This is a genomic window from Mycolicibacterium palauense, assembly GCF_002592005.1.
Taxonomy (GTDB): Bacteria; Actinomycetota; Actinomycetes; order Mycobacteriales; family Mycobacteriaceae; genus Mycobacterium; species Mycobacterium palauense.
In genome coordinates, this window is sequence record NZ_NVQF01000003.1 from 1 (window position 1) to 15,017 (window position 15,017).

Annotated in this window: 13 protein-coding genes; 5 read left to right on the top strand and 8 right to left on the bottom strand. The window is 70.8% G+C overall.

All coding sequences use genetic code 11. The features are described from left to right. Positions 1 to 105 precede the first annotated feature (105 nt). On the top strand, positions 106 to 591 hold the full coding sequence (locus tag CSR00_RS01745; protein ID WP_099020685.1) for a class I SAM-dependent methyltransferase: 486 nt from the start codon (positions 106 to 108) through the stop codon (positions 589 to 591). A gap of 27 nt (positions 592 to 618) precedes the next feature. On the opposite strand, the gene CSR00_RS01750 is transcribed toward CSR00_RS01745, so the two are convergent. Then, on the bottom strand, positions 619 to 1,038 hold the full coding sequence (locus CSR00_RS01750) for a hypothetical protein (protein WP_141564215.1): 420 nt from the start codon (positions 1,036 to 1,038) through the stop codon (positions 619 to 621). Positions 1,039 to 1,179: 141 nt separating this feature from the next. Here CSR00_RS01750 and CSR00_RS01755 point away from each other — a divergent pair, with 141 nt between their 5' ends. Then, positions 1,180 to 2,508, top strand: a complete 1,329-nt coding sequence (locus tag CSR00_RS01755; protein WP_099020799.1) for a cytochrome P450 — start codon at positions 1,180 to 1,182, stop codon at positions 2,506 to 2,508. A gap of 22 nt (positions 2,509 to 2,530) precedes the next feature. Here the strand turns inward: CSR00_RS01755 and CSR00_RS01760 are convergent, their stop codons facing one another. The 3 genes from CSR00_RS01760 to CSR00_RS01770 all read right to left on the bottom strand — a co-directional run bounded on the left by CSR00_RS01760 (position 2,531) and on the right by CSR00_RS01770 (position 5,545). Beyond that, positions 2,531 to 3,646, bottom strand: coding sequence for a glycosyltransferase (locus tag CSR00_RS01760; RefSeq protein WP_099020800.1), 1,116 nt, complete (start codon positions 3,644 to 3,646; stop codon positions 2,531 to 2,533). Positions 3,647 to 3,737: 91 nt separating this feature from the next. Beyond that, complete coding sequence (locus tag CSR00_RS01765; RefSeq protein ID WP_099020801.1) at positions 3,738 to 4,559, bottom strand: acyl-CoA thioesterase; 822 nt, start codon at positions 4,557 to 4,559, stop codon at positions 3,738 to 3,740. A gap of 50 nt (positions 4,560 to 4,609) precedes the next feature. Then, on the bottom strand, positions 4,610 to 5,545 hold the full coding sequence (locus CSR00_RS01770) for a dienelactone hydrolase family protein (RefSeq protein ID WP_099020687.1): 936 nt from the start codon (positions 5,543 to 5,545) through the stop codon (positions 4,610 to 4,612). A 164-nt stretch (positions 5,546 to 5,709) separates the two neighbouring features. Here CSR00_RS01770 and CSR00_RS01775 point away from each other — a divergent pair, with 164 nt between their 5' ends. The 3 genes from CSR00_RS01775 to CSR00_RS01785 all read left to right on the top strand — a co-directional run bounded on the left by CSR00_RS01775 (position 5,710) and on the right by CSR00_RS01785 (position 9,781). Next, positions 5,710 to 7,497 carry an N-acyl-D-amino-acid deacylase family protein gene (locus CSR00_RS01775; RefSeq protein WP_099020688.1) on the top strand — a complete coding sequence of 596 codons (1,788 nt, stop codon included), beginning with the start codon at positions 5,710 to 5,712 and terminating at the stop codon, positions 7,495 to 7,497. 85 nt (positions 7,498 to 7,582) lie between these two features. Then, on the top strand, positions 7,583 to 7,999 hold the full coding sequence (locus CSR00_RS01780; RefSeq protein ID WP_099020802.1) for a nuclear transport factor 2 family protein: 417 nt from the start codon (positions 7,583 to 7,585) through the stop codon (positions 7,997 to 7,999). 18 nt (positions 8,000 to 8,017) lie between these two features. Further along, positions 8,018 to 9,781 (top strand): N-acyl-D-amino-acid deacylase family protein, encoded by a 1,764-nt coding sequence (locus CSR00_RS01785; RefSeq protein ID WP_099020689.1) that lies wholly within the window; start codon positions 8,018 to 8,020, stop codon positions 9,779 to 9,781. A 25-nt stretch (positions 9,782 to 9,806) separates the two neighbouring features. On the opposite strand, the gene CSR00_RS01790 is transcribed toward CSR00_RS01785, so the two are convergent. From CSR00_RS01790 to CSR00_RS01805, 4 genes are all read right to left on the bottom strand, one after another. After that, entirely contained in the window at positions 9,807 to 10,913 is a 1,107-nt protein-coding gene (locus tag CSR00_RS01790; RefSeq protein ID WP_407662390.1) for an amidohydrolase family protein, read from the bottom strand. A 5-nt stretch (positions 10,914 to 10,918) separates the two neighbouring features. Further along, positions 10,919 to 12,271: a type I glutamate--ammonia ligase gene (locus tag CSR00_RS01795; RefSeq protein ID WP_099020691.1), complete on the bottom strand. Its 1,353-nt coding sequence runs from the start codon at positions 12,269 to 12,271 to the stop codon at positions 10,919 to 10,921. 56 nt (positions 12,272 to 12,327) lie between these two features. Further along, positions 12,328 to 12,822, bottom strand: a complete 495-nt coding sequence (locus CSR00_RS01800) for a carboxymuconolactone decarboxylase family protein (RefSeq protein WP_099020692.1) — start codon at positions 12,820 to 12,822, stop codon at positions 12,328 to 12,330. A gap of 62 nt (positions 12,823 to 12,884) precedes the next feature. Next, complete coding sequence (locus CSR00_RS01805) at positions 12,885 to 14,969, bottom strand: MDR family MFS transporter (RefSeq protein ID WP_099020693.1); 2,085 nt, start codon at positions 14,967 to 14,969, stop codon at positions 12,885 to 12,887. Positions 14,970 to 15,017: the final 48 nt, after the last annotated feature.

A 15,017-nucleotide genomic window follows, 5' to 3' on the forward strand; every position in this document is an offset into this window, starting at 1 on the left:
TTGGTGTTATGGATACAGCGACTACGGGGTTGTAGGGTAGGAGGGCCGTGGGGGGGGTAAAAGGGGTATAAGGGGCAGGGCGCGGGGGGCGCGGGGGGCTACGACATGGTGGTGTCCCGGTTCGGCGTGATGTTCTTCGACGACCCGGTCGCGGCGTTCGCGAACCTGCGTGCTGCGACGCGCTCGGGGGGCAGGCTGGCCTTCGTGTGCTGGCGCGACCCGGCGAGCAACCCCTTCATGGGCGTCGCCGAACGCGCGGCAGGGCCGTTGCTGCCCGACCTCGAGCCGGCACAGCCGGCGGCGTCCGGACCGTTCGCCTTCGCCGACCCCGACCGCCTGCGCGCCATCCTGGACGCCGGTGGCTGGGGCTCCGTCACCATCACACCGGTGGACGTCCCCTGCGCCCTGGCACGCGACGCCCTGAAGCCCTATCTGACCCGGATGGGGCCGATCGCCCGGGTGTTGCCAACCCTCGACGACCAGACCCGCACGCGGGTCGTCGCGGCGATCCTGGAGGCCGCCGAGGAATACGTCGTCGACGACGAGGCCCGCTACACCGCCGCCTGCTGGATGGTGAACGCACGGGCATGACCCTCGCGCCGAGCCCCGCCGGCAGGCTCAGAGCACCGCGCTGACGGGCCCCAACGAGGTGCACACTGGGGCCGAGGGGGCCTTGGGCGCGGCGCACCCGCGACCCTTGACCACGTAGTTCGTGCCCGGCACATACGGGGAGTAGAAGACCTGCGCGTAGCTGTAGCCGGGTTCGTGCTGGCAGCGTCCGACGTCGGAGGCGGTGGCGACACAGGCGGTCGAATCCATCGCCAGGGCCTGGCCCGTGCACTCCCCGGGGGTGACCATGGCCGTCACCATCGTGGTGCCGGAGACGTCGACCAGAGACGGGCCGGTCAGTTTCCAGTCGCACGCCGCAGCCTCGGCGCCGGGCTCGGCCGTGGCGATGCCGGCGCCGGCCGCCATCGTCAGGGCGGCCGCCACCGCGGCTCCGATGGCCCCGTGGACCGATATCGCTCGCCGAACCATGGGCGAAGCCTATGCGATCGCGCGTTGGGCCAGGCTCGACTCGGCGGAAAACTGGCACTGGCGCGTCGGCCGCAGGCCTCGTAGCCTTGGCCTTATAAGACACAAGTGCAATAACCGACGCGGATGGCGGAGGAGGCGGCGGTGAGGGAACGTCTGCATTGGCTGGTGATGCACGGCACGGTACGGGGATTCGCGGCCCGCGCCGCCCGACGGGGGGATCCCCAGGCCAGGATGATCGCCGATCCCGCGGTGCGCGCCGATCCCCTGGCCTTCTTCGAGGAACTGCGGGCCCGTGGCGAACCGGTGATCCGCTGCGGCCTGAGCTATCTGACCGTGGACCATGCCGTGGCTCACGAGGTGCTGCGCTCCGACGACTTCCGGGTGATCTCGCTGGGATCCAATCTGCCCGCCCCGCTGGTGCGGCTGGCGCACTGGAGCCGCGACAAGGAGGTGCTGCATCCGCTGCAGCCGCCGTCGTTGCTGGCCGTCGAGCCGCCCGAGCACACCCGCTACCGCAAGACGGTGTCCTCGGTGTTCACCGGCCGTGCGGTCAACAGCCTGCGTGAAGGCGTCGAACGCACCGCCGCCGAATTGCTGGGCGACCTGGCCGCGGGCCGTCCCGACGGCTCCCCCGACGGGGTGGTGGATGTGGTCGACACGTACTGCTCGCAGTTGCCGGTGTCGGTGATCAGCGACATCCTCGGCGTTCCCCCCTCCGAACGCGCCCGGGTGCTCCAGTTCGGCGAGCTGGCCGCCCCCAGCCTCGACGTCGGTCTGAGCTGGTCGCAGTACCGCCGGGTGAATCGCGGGCTGGTCGGGTTCAACGCCTGGCTGGCCGAACACCTGTCCGGGCTGCGCGCCGCCACCGGCGACGACCTGATGAGCCAGCTGATCCGGGCCTCCGACGGCGGCACCCATCTGAGTGACCTCGAACTACGGGCGATCGCCGGGCTGGTGCTGGCCGCCGGTTTCGAGACCACCGTCAACCTGCTCGGTAACGGCATCCGGATGCTGATCGACCACCCCGATCAGCTGGAACGGCTCCAGGGCGACCCCGGGCTGTGGCCCAACGCCGTCGAGGAGATGCTGCGGCTGGACTCGCCGGTGCAACTCAGCGCGCGCACGGCGCGCACCGACACCGAGTTGGCCGGCCGCACCATCAGGGCGGGCGAGACGGTGGTGGTCTACCTGGCTGCGGCCAACCGCGACCCGGCGGTGTTCGCCGATCCCGACGTCTTCGACGTCGGCAGGGACAACGCCGCACGGCATCTTGCCTTCTCCGGTGGCCGGCACTTCTGTCTGGGTGCGGCGCTGGCCCGCGCCGAGGGCGAGGCCGGACTGCGGATGTTCTTCGAGCGTTTCCCCGACGTGCGAAGCGCCGGCGTCGGGACCCGCCGCGACACCCGGGTGCTGCGGGGATGGTCGAGGCTGCCGGTGCAGCTCGGGCCGGCGCGGTCTCTGGTTTCCTGAGCCACGCCAGAAGCCGCGCCGCTCAGGCGGTTCGCTGACTTCCCAGTGCGGTGAGCATCTGCTGCGCCGCGGACGGCCAGGTGAAACCCTCGGCACGACGGCGCGCGTCGTGACGGCGCTGGCGCTCGGGCCGGTCCAGCACCGATGTCACCGCCGCGGCCAGGGCCTGCGGGTCGTTGTCCGCGCAGGCGCCCGATTCGGCGGTGAGAATCTCGGTCAGCGCCGACGTGCGGGACACGACCGCCGGTGTGCCGCAGGCCAGCGCCTCCAACGCGGCCAGGCCGAAGGTCTCGTGCGGCCCCGGAGCCAGGGCCACGTCGGCGGAGGCCAGCAGCGCGGCCACCACCTCGCGGCGCGACACGAATCCGGTGAAATGCACGGGCAGGCCGACGGCCTGGCGTTGCAGGCGATTTCGCAGCGGCCCCTCCCCCACGACGAGCAGCCGTGCGTCGACACCCGAATCGCGCAGCGCGGCGATCGTGTCGATGCTGCGGTCGGGGCGTTTCTCCACCGACAGTCGCCCGCAGTGCACCAGCAGGAGTTGCCCGGGCTGCACCCACCGCTGCCGCAGCCGGGGCGAGTACCGCCGGGGGTGGAACACCTCCAGATCCACACCCAGCGGCACCGTGATCACGTTGGCGGCCCCGATTCGGTCGAACTCCTCGCGGGCGAAGCGCGTCGTGCACATCACCGTGTCGTACTGGGTGGCGGTGCGCTGGTTGGCGTAGTCGGCCACCGCAGCGGCCATCCGCTGCGGAAGCACCTGCCCCGTCAGGCGGTCCAGGCGCTCGTGGGAGATCATCACGGTGGTGACACCACGGCGGTTTCCCCACCGGCCCAGTGCCCGCAATGTGAACCTGTCGGACACCTCCAGGGCGTCGGGTTCGAGCCGCTCGAGCAGCCGGGTGACCCGCCCCTTGGTGACGGCGCGGTAGCCGCCGGTGAACGGGATCTGGGCGGCGGGCACCGAGATCCGGACCACCCCCGATGCCATCACGGTGCGCTCCGGACGCGGCCCGGGAACGATGAGGAATACCTCGTGACCTGCAGCGCAGTACTCGGCGCCCAGCCGGTCCACGGCGGTGCGCAGTCCGCCGGACCGGGGACCGTAGAAGTTGGCCACCTGTACCACCCGCATCATGAGAGCATCAGAACCGGCAGGTGTGTGCGGTCAACCACGGGACCCCCAGCTGGGTGTGAACGGTCGGTGAACTTGACCTCTGCCGCACTCAGCGCGTGCCGCGGCGCAGGAAATACAGCTCCTGTTTGACCGTGCAGACCAGGTCACCGTCGCGGTTGAACATCGTCCCGCCGGCCAGGGCGCGGCCGGCCACACTGCTGGGTGCCGACTGGTCGAACAGCAGCCAGTCCGCCGGCCGGGCCGGGCGGTGGAACCACAGCGCGTGATCGCGCAGCAGCGACGGGGCGAAGTGTGGTCGCGCGGCGTGTGCCGGTTCGGTCAGGGTCACCGCCGAGAGGTAGGTGACCAGGCATGCCGTGGTCAGGGCGTCGTCGGGGGTCTGGCCGTCGGGGCGCCACCAGATCCGTGAGCGGGCCGGCGGGAGGTCGGCGGCATCGACGATGCGGCGCTCGTACCAGCGCAGGCTCGCCCACTGCCCCGCACCGGTTCGGTCGGCCTCGGCGAAGTGCGGGGCGACCCGCGCCAGGGTCTCGGGTTCGGGCACGGCGGGCATCGGTGGCTGGTACTCGACGTCGTCGGCCGACAGCGAGAAGGAGGCCATCGCCTCCATCAACGTGCGCCCGTCCTGGCGGGCCGTCACGCGGCGGGCCGAGAAGGTGCGGCCCTCCTGCAGCTCGGTGACCTCGAAGTCGACGGGACGGCCGGCGTCACCCGGACGCAGGAAGTACGTGTGCATGCTGTGCGGAGGCCGTCCCGGGGCCGTCAGTCCGGCCGCCATCAGCGCCTGCGCCGCGATGTGGCCGCCCAGGATGTGGTTGTCGGGGGCCGGCAGCTGCTCACCGACGAAGAACGCCGCGTTGACGCGCTCCAGGCGCAGGCTGGCCAGAACGAGGCCGAGTGAGGATGCCATCACCGGGAATCATGCCCGAACCCGCGGCGGTGAGGGAATCGGGCAGCGAATCAGGACAGATACCGGCCGAACCAGTCCCGCAGTCGATTCCACGCGTCCTCGGCGGCCGCGGCGTTGTAGCGCGCGCCGGTGTCGTTGAAGAAGGCATGCTCGGCGTTGGGCTCGATCACGAGGTCGTTGACCATCCCGGCCGCCTCCAGCGCCTCCTTGGCCGCCCCCTCCGATGCCGTCACCCGGGTGTCGAGTGCCCCGTAGAAGCCGAGCACGGCGGCCTGTCTGGACCCGGAGAAGTCGGGATCGTCGGGCAGCGGCCCGTAGAAGGGCACCGCGGCCGACAGCCGGGGCTCGCCGCTGGCCAGCAGCCGCCAGGTCATGCCGCCGCCGAAGCAGAAGCCGACCACCGCGAGCCTCTGCCCGGGTTCGCGCCGCTGCAGTTCGTCCAGGCCGGACTTGAGGTCGGCGACGAAGCGGGCGGGGTCGATCCGGCCCAGCGCGGCGGTGGCTTCGGCGGGATCGGCGAAGGTGGCGGTGCCGCCCTCCTCGGAGAGCAGGTCGATGGCCAGCGCCGAGTAGCCGGTGCCGGCCAGCCGGCCGGCCACCGAGCGCACCCAGTCGTTGAGGCCCTTGTTCTCGTGAATCACCAGTACCGCTCCGCGCGGCGAGGCGGCTTCGGCCCAAGCCCCCTGCAGGTCCCCGTTCGGTCCGGTCCAGGTGACCGCGGTGGTGGGCAGGGCGTCGGCCATCCCGGGCGGTGCGGGGGTCGTGGACCTCGACCCGGTGGGACCGCCGGTGCCCGACACCGTCGGCGTGGCGCCGCCCGGCGGCTCCGGTTGCCGGTTGTCGCCGCAGGCCGCGATGAGCGCCGAGGCGCCCGCCGCGGAGAGCCCGAGCAGGCCCAGCCGGCGCATGGCCTCCCGACGGGACAACAGCCCGTCGACGTGGTCGGTGGCGATCTCCTCGGCGATGTAGCGCTGCAGCGGCGTCACCTGCCCAGTATGCGCCGCCCAGCATGTGCAGCCCAGGGTTTCGCCGAGGCGCAGCCGACGGCCCAGACGGCGTCAACGCGCAGCTCAACCGGCCAGTGAACAGATAGCAGAAAGTGTGCACTTTGGCGTTGACTCCGCAGACTGGAACAGGTTCTATTGACGCTGTGACCTACGACACGATCATCCGCAACGGACGCTGGTTCGACGGGACCGGGGCCGCCTCGGCCATCCGCCACATCGGCATCCGGACCGGTCGCATCGCGGCCGTCAGCCCCGAGGAACTCGACACCGACGGATGCCCCGAGGTCATCGATGCGACGGGCCGCTGGGTGCTGCCCGGCATGCTCGACATCCACACCCACTACGACGTGGAGGTGCTCGGCGGCCCGGCACTCGCGGAGTCACTGCGCCACGGTGTCACCACCGTCATGCTCGGTTCGTGTTCGCTGTCGACCATCCACGTCGGCGCCGTCGACGCCGGGGACCTGTTCGGCCGGGTGGAGGCCATCCCCCGCGAGCACGTGATCGACGCGGTGGCCGCGAACAAGACCTGGTCGTGCCCCGAGGAGTACATTGCCGCTCTGGAGGCACGTCCCCTGGGGCCCAACGTGGCCGCGTTCATCGGCCACTCCGACATGCGCGCGGCCACCATGGGACTCGACCGTGCCACCCGCGGATCGGAGCGCCCCACACCGGCCGAGCAGACCGCGATGGAGCGGATGCTGGCGGCGGCCATCGAGGCCGGCTTCGTCGGAATGTCCTCCCAGCAACTGCTTTTCGACAAGATCGACGGCGAGACCTGCCGGTCGCGCACCCTGCCCTCCACCTACGCCAAGCCGCGCGAACTGCGGCGACTGAAGAACCTGTTGCGCCGCAGCGGTCGGATCCTGCAGTCCGGCCCCGATATCCAGAACCCGTTGAACCTGGTCTCCCAGTTGGCGCAGTCGGTGGGACTGTTCCGGAGACGACTCAAGACCAGCCTGCTCTCGGCGGCCGACGTCAAGGCCAACCCGTACGCGATCCGCATCATGGGCCCCTCGGCACGGCTGGTCCGCCGGTTCGGCGGCGACTTTCGCTGGCAGCACCTGCCGGTGCCGTTCGAGGTCTACGCCGACGGCATCGACCTGGTCATCTTCGAGGAGTTCGGCGCCGGTGCGGCGGCGCTTCACCTGCGCGACGAGGTTGAACGCAACGAGCTGATGCGCGACGAGTCCTACCGGCGGCGCTTCCGCAAGGACTACGACAGCCGGTTCGGGGTGCGGGTCTGGCACCGCGACTTCTTCGACGCCGAGATCGTGGACTGTCCCGACGCGGGGGTGATCGGCAAGTCCTTCGGCCAGGTGGGACGCGAGCGCGGCGGGCTGCATCCGGTCGACGCCTTCCTGGATCTCGTCCTCGAGCACGGGCGTGCGCTGCGCTGGCGGACCACCATCTCCAACCACCGTCGCGAGGTGCTGCGCCTGATGGCCGCCGAACCGGGCATCCAGATGGGCTTCTCCGACGCCGGGGCCCATCTGCGCAACATGGCCTTCTACAACATGGGACTGCGGCTGCTGCGCCACGTCCGCGACGCCGACCGGGCCGGCCGCCCCTTCATGACCGTCGAGCAGGCGGTGCACCGGCTCACCGGGGAACTGGCCGACTGGTACGACCTCGACGCCGGTCACCTGCGCGTCGGTGACCGCGCCGACGTCGTGGTCATCGACCCGGACAAACTCGACGACGACCTGGACGCCTACGCCGAGGCTCCCGTCGAGCAGTACGGCGGCATGTCGCGGATGGTCAACCGCAACGACGCCACGGTGGCCGCGGTGCTCGTGGGCGGCCGCACGGTCTTCCGCGGCGGCACACCCACCGCCGTGCTCGGCGCCCGGAGAACCGGCAGCTTCCTGCGGGCGGGCCGGCCCACCCCGGCCCCGAACACCGACGCGGAGCTGACCGATGTCCATTGAGAATGACGTTGAGAATGACGTTGCGAATGACACCGAGAGCGGCACCGCGAATGACACCGAGCACATCGTGGGTGTGGTGCACGGGATGTGGGAGGCGCTCTCGGCGCGGGACTGGGATGCGCTGAAGACCTTTCTGGCCGAGGACTGCATCTACCTGGACATGCCGGTGGGGCCGACCGCGGCCGCCCGCGGTCCCGACGACATCGTCAAGCGCCTCAAGATCGGCCTGCAACCGCTGGCCTCCTACCAGAACTTCCCCGGCCTCATGGTCGACAACGGTACCGACGTGATGTACGAGCATCACGAGGAATGGCACTGGGAGACAGGCGAATCCGCAGTCCTGCAGTTCGTTTCCGTGCATCGCGTCCGGGGCGGGAAGATCACCCTGTGGAAGGACTACTGGGACATGGGCGCGCTGGCCAACCACGCCCCACCGACCTGGCTGGCCGATTTCGCCGACGCCGACACGTCCTGGGTCTTCGACGCCACCGGCCTGGTCTGAGGCAAGCGAGGAGCTGACATGTACGACCTGACGATCACCGGAGGCACCGTCGTCGACGGGACCGGGGCGCAGCGTTACCACGCCGACATCGCCGTCAAGGACGGGCGGATCGCCGAGATCCGCCGGCGCGGCGGGCAGGATCCCGCGCTGCAGACCGAAGCGGCCCACACCATCGATGCCACGAGCCGTTTCGTCACGCCCGGCTTCGTCGACGTACACACCCACTACGACGGGCAGGTCAGCTGGGACGAACTGCTGGAGCCGTCCGGCCTGCACGGGGTGACCACCGTGGTCAGCGGCAACTGCGGGGTGGGGTTCGCCCCGGTGCGCCCGGGGCGCGAGCAGTGGCTGATCGAGCTGATGGAGGGTGTCGAGGACATCCCCGGCACGGCTCTGGCCGAGGGCATCACCTGGCAGTGGCAGAGCTTTCCCGAGTACCTCGACGCGATCGAGAAACGCAGCCTCGCGGTCGACTTCGGTACCCAGATCGCCCACGGTGCCGTGCGCGGCTACGCCATGGGCGAGCGCGGCGCCCGCAACGAGGAGGCCACCGCCGAGGACATCGAGGCGATGGCGCGGATCGTGCGCGAGGCGGTCGAGGCCGGCGCGCTGGGGTTCTCGACGTCACGCACCGAGGCTCATCGGGCCATCGACGGTCAGGCGGTACCGGGCACCTATGCCGCCGAGGCCGAACTGTTCGGTCTGGGCCGGGCGATGGCCGCCGGCGGGCGGGCGGTCTTCGAGGTGGCCCCGCAGGGCACCGTCGGGGAGAGCCCGGCCGAGGCCTGCATGCGGGAAATGGACTGGATGACCACGCTTTCCGCCGAGATCGAACGCCCGGTGTCGTTCACCATGGTCCAGACCTCGCACGCCCCCGACCTGTGGCGACAGCAATTGGAGCGGGCCGGCAAGGCACTGGAGAACGGCACCGAGGTCTACGCGCAGTTCGCCGCGCGGCCCTTCGGCATGCTGTTCGGCTTCCCCGGCTACCACGCGTTCACCCACCGCCCCACCTACCGCCGGCTCAGTGCCGAGCTGGGACGTGAGGAACTGGCGGCGCGCCTGGCCGATCCGGCGGTCCGGGCGGCGATCCTGTCCGAGGACGACCTGCCGCCGCAGCCGACCCCGCTGTTCGACGGCCTGTTCGCGTTGATCCAGCACAGCGCCGACAAGATCTTTCCGATCGGTGATCCCCCGGACTACGAACCAACCGCGGAGCAGACCGTCGCGGCCATCGCGGCACGCCGGGGCGCCGACCCACTGGCGACGATGTACGACCTGATGCTGGAATCCGGCGCCTCGGCGATGCTGATGCTGCCCTTCTTCAACTACGCCGAGGGCAATCACGACGCGATCCACGACATGATGACCCATCCGGCCGCGGTGTCGGGTCTGTCCGACGGCGGTGCGCACTGCGGTCTGATCTGCGACGCCTCCTACCCCACCTACCTGTTGACCCACTGGGCGCGAGATCGCCACCGCGGCCCGCGGTTCCCGCTGGAGTACGTGGTGCGCAAGCAGACCCGCGACACCGCGGCACTGTTCGGACTGTCCGATCGCGGGGTCATCGAGGTGGGCAAGAAGGCCGACCTCAACGTGATCGACATGGACGCACTGTCCCTCGAGGTCCCCCGGATGGTCTACGACCTGCCCGCCGGTGGCCGCCGGCTCGTGCAGGGTGCCCGCGGCTACGACGCCACCATCGTCGGCGGTGTGGTCACCCGCCGGCACGGCGCCGACACCGGGGCACGTCCGGGCCGGCTGGTGCGAGGGGTGCGCTGAGCTCCTCGTCGGCCCTGCGGGTGCCTCAGTCCAGCGTGTAGATGCGCCGGGCGTTGCCGAAGGAGATCAGGTCGACCACGCGCGCGGCGTCGGCCCGGCTCCACTCCCCGGCCGTGATGAACCCGTCGAGGGCGCGCCGCATGCCGGTACGCCACAGACGGGCACCAAGGTAGTGCAATTCGGCCGGCCCGAACGCGTCCGAGGAATACAGGATCTTGCGGAACGGCGCGAGCTCGAGCAGTCGGGCGATGAACGCCGCCGAACGGGCTCCCAGGTAGTTGATCGACAGGCCGCCGTCGAGATAGACGTTGTTGAACGCCTGGGCGAGGTATCCGGCCTCCCGCTCGTAGGGGTAGCAGTGCAACAGGGTGATCGGTGTCGCTCCGGATCCGCGCAGAAAGTCCAGCAGCAGCAGCGGATTGGTGCGGTGCAGGTCGGCGTCGCGGTCGCCGAGGCCGACGTGGATCTGCATCGGCTTGCCCACCCGCAGCCCCTCGTGCAGGCCGAACCTCAGGAGCACCCGGTCGGTGAGGCGGCGGCCCCCGCCGTCGCGCCAGCGCGCGGCCGCCTCGGCGACGTCGGCCGGCGAGGGCTCGGAGAGATCGCCGTCGAACCCGCCCCGGTAGGCCAGGATCGTCTTGGTGCCCACCGCGGTCGCCGCGCGGGTGTGCAGGATCTCACGGAAGGCCGCCGCGTAGTCGCCGGAACGCTCGGCGGCCTGCTCGGCGACCTGCTCCAGCCGGACCACCTCGTGGGCACGGCCGCCGGCGGAGGCGGCCAGTTCCGTGACGCCGGTGACTCCGGCGGCGAAGCCGGTGTCGACGATCCAGTCGCTGACCCCCGCGGCGGGCAGAAACGTGCGCGCCAGGTCCGATTCGTCCAGCGTGGCGCGCCGCGACCAGTACTCGTCGGGCCCGGCGTGGGCGGGCAGTCCCAGAAGCGGCGCACAGTGGGCCCGCACCGCGAAGCCGAGCTGAGTGTCGAAACCCGAGTCGAAGTCGGACAGCGGCTCGGTGTTGGCCTCGTTGATGCCGTTCTCGAAGCGTGCCCGGTCACCGGCGCCGGTCCAGCAGCCGTGCACATGGTGGTCGACCAGGCGCACCGACTCCAGATGCTCGGCCAGCTCGCACACCGGTGTCACAGGCTCCAGGCCAGCCGGAACCTGGCGGCCAGCTCCGCGGGCGTGAGTGCATGGTGCTGTTCCTGCTCGAGGCGGCGCACGGCCAGCGACACCGCCACGGCCGGATCGCCCAGGATCTCGCGCATGAGTGAGGAACCATCAAGGGCGGCAAGGATGTCTGGTTGGGCATCGGGAAGCCGGACGGTGCCCGCCGCGGCGCGGTCCGCCTCGCTGAGGGTGTCCGGGTCGACCGTGGTCTCCGGCGGCAGCGGTGCGTCGCGCCGGATGCCGTCGAGGGCCAGTCCCAGGATCGCCGCCGAGGCGTAATAGGGGTTGGCCGACGGGTCGACGATCTTGACCTCGACATTGGCCCCGTGCGGGTTGGCGGCCCCACCGGTCAGGAAGCGCACGGCGGCCTCCCGGTTCTCCGCGCCCCAACACACGTAGGCGCCGGACCAGTGGCCCGGCTGCATGCGCAGCCCCGAGAGGATGGAGCCGGACAGGATGGCCTGCGCCTGCGGCAGCCCGGCCAGCAGTCCACCGATCGCCGCGGCGCCCTCGGCGGTCATCCCGTGCGGGCCGGTGCCCCCGGAGAACAGCGGAACTTCGGCGCGGGTGAGTGAAAAATGCTGGTGGGCACCGGATCCGACGGCGCCGGCGAACGGCACCGGTGACAGGCTGACCCGCATCCCGTGCCGGCGCGCCACGCGCCCGAGGATCACGCGGGTCAGCACCAGATGGTCGGCGGCGGCCACCGGGGTGCGTGGGCGCAGCGAGAGCTCGAACTGGTTCTTGCCGTACTCGGGGTGGAACTGCTCGATGCTCACACCGGCCGAGGCGGCCGCGGCGGTGACGTCGCGGATGAATTCCTCGTGTTCGAGCACACCGGCCAGGCCGTACTGCGCCCACAGGTCGGCCGGCAGGGCGGCGCCGTCGGGGCCGACCAGGACGAACTCGATCTCGTGGCCGATCATCGCGGCCAGCCCCGCCTCGGCCAGCCGGGCCTCGACCCTGGCCAGGGTGCCACGGCTGCACGCGGCCACCGGCTCACCGTTCTGATCATAGAAATTACCGGGGGCCCAGGCGATTCCGTCATTGAGGACGCGCAGCGCCGACAGGTCGATGCGGATCCGCTCATCGCCGACCACGCCGATGTCCTTGGTGAAGGCGATGCCGGTCTGGTCGATGGCGAAGCCGTGCCAGACCGGACTGGCGCCCAGGCCCGGTTCGGCGAAGGCGTTGACCCGGTGGATCGGCACGGTCTTGGCGTGGGTGAGCCCGGCGGGGTTGACGACGGTGCCGACGACCGTGACGACCTCGTTGGCCTCGAGCTGGGCGATGGACGCGGCCGGGGCTCCTGTGGCAGTCATGCCAGCCATCATGCCCTGCCCGCAGGCCCGGCGCGACGGTCTCCCGGGACGGTCTCTCAGCTCCTGCTGGGCAGGGTCAGGGCGCAGGATTGACCGATGTCGAGGGTGCGCAGCACCCGGCCCATTCCCACCCACATCGCACACGACAATGCCAGGTCGGCGAGCAGTTCGTCGGAGAAATGCCGGCCCGCCCGCGCCCAGAAGTCCTCGTCGTCACGCAGTTTGGTGTGCTCGGTGGCGAAGCGGTGGGCGAACTCGGCGGCGATGCGCTCCTGGTCGGTGTAGCCGGGCCAGCTGCGCCAGTCCGGTGCGTGTTCGTAGAGTTCCTCGTCCACGCCGGCGGCCGGGCCGCCGGCGTCGCGGGTGTTGACGCACACCGTGCACTCGTTGTCGTGGGCGATGACCACGCGGGCGATCTCGCGGACCCGCATCGGCAGCCGGTTGGCGTTGTAGACGGCGTGGGAGAAGCCGGCCAGCGCGCCGCCGATGTCGGGCGACGTCGCCATCCAGCCCGCGATGTCGTCGTCGGGGAAATCTCCGATTCGGCTCATGGGCGTGATGCTACGCCCGCAACCCCGAAAAATGGAACACGTTCTAGTTCGTCACCCGTGTCTCAGGTGCCGGCCAGGGCCCGTTCGCCGCTCCAATCCCGCTGCACCAGCATCCGATGGGCGATGCGCTCCAGGGCGGCCTCCACCGCCAGCCGGTCCGGGCGGCCCTCGTAGGTCGGGGACTGCTCGAGCTTGTGCACCATGCGCCCGACGATCGCCGCCGACACGGCGTCGACCTGCCCGACGCCGGCCTGGGTGAGCCAGAGCTGGTCGCCGGTGCGCAGCGCGTACCCACCCTCGACCAGGGCGGCGAAGGTGGGATCGAGGACCTCCTCGGGAACCCGTAGCCGCCGGGCGATCTCGGTGAGCCGGGCCGCGCCGAACACCTGGCTCTGCCGGTAGATCTGCAACAGCGCCCACAACCGGGCGACGTCGAGTTCGCACCCCGGGCGGCCGGCGAAACTCCGCAGCCGGATGTCGGGGGAATCGCGGAACATCCGCCCGACGGCGACCTCGAGGATCTTGTCCGGGGAGTCGCTGCCGGGCATGCCGAACCCCTCGCCGAGGTCACCAGCCGAGACGGCGTCGACATCGCGCAGCGGCACCTCCTTGAGGAACAGCGAGACCACGAATCCGACGAAGGCCACCGGGGCGGCGAACAGGAACACCTTGCCCAACGAGTCGGCGTAGGCCGTCACGATCGGCGCCGCCATCCCGGCCGGCAGTTGATGCAACACCTGCGGTGACTCGGCGGCCGCGGCCGGCGCGCCGCTGGCCTGCAGCGCCGGGCCGATGCGGTCGGCGAGGAAGTTGGCGAACAGTGAGCCGAAGATGGCCGCACCGAAGGAGCTGCCGATGGTGCGGAAGAAAGTCACCCCGGAGGTCGCCACCCCCAGATCGTCGAAGCTCGCGGTGTTCTGGACGGTCAGCACCAGCGTCTGCATGCACAGGCCGATCCCGGTGCCCAGGACGAACAGGTACACCGACTGCAGCCAGACCGAGGTCGCGGCGTTCATCTGCGACAGCAGCAGGAACCCGACCGTCATCACCGCGGTACCCACCACCGGGAAGATCTTGTAGCGTCCGGTCCGCCCGACGAGCGCGCCGCTGCTGACCGAGGTGAGCAGCAGGCCGACCACCATCGGCAGGGTTCGCAGCCCGGAGGCGGTCGCCGACACCCCGTCGACGAACTGCATGAAGGTGGGCAGGAACGTCAGGGCGCCCAGCATCGCGAAGCCGACGATGAACGCGAGCACGCAGCACACTGAGAACACCGGGCTGGCGAACAGCCGGATCGGCAGGATCGGTTCGGCGGCCCTGGTCTGGACCCAGACGAAGATCGCCAGGGCGGTCGCGGACCCGGCGAACAGGCCCACGATCACCGGTGAGCCCCACGGGTATTCGCCGCCGCCCCAGCTGGTGGCCAGGGTCAACCCGGAGGCGCCCAGGCCCACGAACAGGATGCCCAGGTAGTCGATGGTGGGCCGGGTGCTGCGGGCCAGCGCGGGGATGGCCGCCGCGCCCACCGCGATCACCACCACGGCGACCGGAATGTTGATCCAGAACGCCCAGCGCCAGCTCAGGTGGTCGGTGAAGAAGCCGCCGAGCAGGGGCCCGACCACGGTGGTGACGCCGAAGACCGCCCCGAGCGCGCCCTGGTAGCGGCCGCGTTCGCGCAGCGGGATCACCTCGCCGATGACCGCCATGGCGGTCACCATGATCGCGCCGCCGCCGATGCCCTGCAGTGCGCGGGAGGCCACCAGCATGCCCATCGAGCCGGCCAGCCCGCACAGCACGGAGCCGACCAGGAAGAACACCACCGCCGTCTGGAAGACCGCCTTGCGGCCGAACAGGTCGCCGAGCTTGCCCACGACGGCGGTGACGATGGTCGAGGCCAGCAGGTAGCTGGTGACGACCCACGCCTGGTGCCCGGCGCCGCCGAGGTCGGCGACCACGGTCGGCAGGGCGGTGGCCACGATCGTCTGGTCCAGGGCCGCCAGCAGCATGCCCAGCAGCACCGCCAGGAAGATCAGGTTGCGCCGGCCGCCGCCGAGCAGCGCGGCGCCGGACTCCGGGTCGGGTCGGCTCACTTCGGTAGCGGGCCCGGTCGGGGGTCCGGCAGCGGGTCCGGAAAGGGGTTCGGTCATGCCTGCCTCTCGCTCGACTGACCGTGTATCGCCGCCGCCGCCAGGTTT